This is a genomic window from Herbiconiux daphne (assembly GCF_024979295.1).
GTDB classification, from domain to species: Bacteria; Actinomycetota; Actinomycetes; order Actinomycetales; family Microbacteriaceae; genus Herbiconiux; species Herbiconiux daphnes.
In genome coordinates this window covers 1-912 of record NZ_JANLCJ010000215.1, presented here as the reverse complement: position 1 = coordinate 912, position 912 = coordinate 1, and the positions used below count along the sequence as shown (strand labels likewise).

Here is a 912-nt window from a genome sequence, read left to right as displayed (position 1 = left end):
TTGCCAGTTTCCAGAGACTGAGTAGTCTCCAGTTTGTACTGGCCAGTGACAGTGTAGTCGCCAACTTTGTTCTGATACTGAATTACAGAATCAGCACGACCGAACAGACCTTTGTCTGGTGCAGAAGACCAACCAGACACTACTTCGGGATGCATATCGGTCATACCGATTACATTGTACAGAACACCCTGCTGACGACCAGCAGACAGCGCACCATACTCACCCGCGTCAATACCACCAAATGCTTTGCGGTTATGCCAGTGGCGAGCAGATGTATCATTCACATCATACTCACCTTCATACTGGCCGAACAGGGCAAATTGGTCGTTCAGCTGTTGTTTGGCTTTTACACCAATCTGAGCTTCCGATTTATCAAATCCATTTTTACCGGCTTTCTGATTAAAGACATGAGCGCCTTTAGCGTATCCATAGACATCCACTGACGAGGTAGCGTCTTTGTATACGTTGGCAGCCATCGCACCAGTTGAGAACAGGGCGAGTGCTACTGAGCTGAGCAAAATTGCTTTCTTCATGAATACTCCTTCATTGGAGATTAACGGCGGCGACGACTCCCGTAATAACGACGAGAAGACGGAGCCGAGTGATAGTAATGGTGTACTTCACTGCGACGCGTAGCACTACTGCCACGGCGACCAGCCCAATAGCCCAAAGCACCAGCAGCTAAATGACTAGTCAGACCACTGTGATAACCACCATTGTTGTAGACTGGAGGTTGTTGTATTACCACTACATTTGGTTGTTGAGAATTTTCATATACCACTTGAGGTGGTTGTTGATCTACAACAACAGGCTGTTGCTGCTGAACGACAGGACGCTGAGTATAAACAGGTTCTTTATCGTTATCGCAGCCAGAGAGCAGCAGAGCTGCCCCCAGGATCGCAAGTACAACTT

At 47.9% G+C, this 912-nt stretch carries 2 protein-coding genes; both read right to left on the bottom strand.

Going from position 1 to position 912, the window contains the following annotated elements:
* A partial coding sequence (locus N1032_RS24190) for a porin (protein ID WP_259543024.1) occupies window positions 1-533 on the bottom strand: 533 nt, incomplete at its 3' end.
* Window positions 534-553: 20 nt separating this feature from the next.
* A partial coding sequence (locus N1032_RS24185; protein ID WP_259543023.1) for a hypothetical protein occupies window positions 554-912 on the bottom strand: 359 nt, incomplete at its 5' end.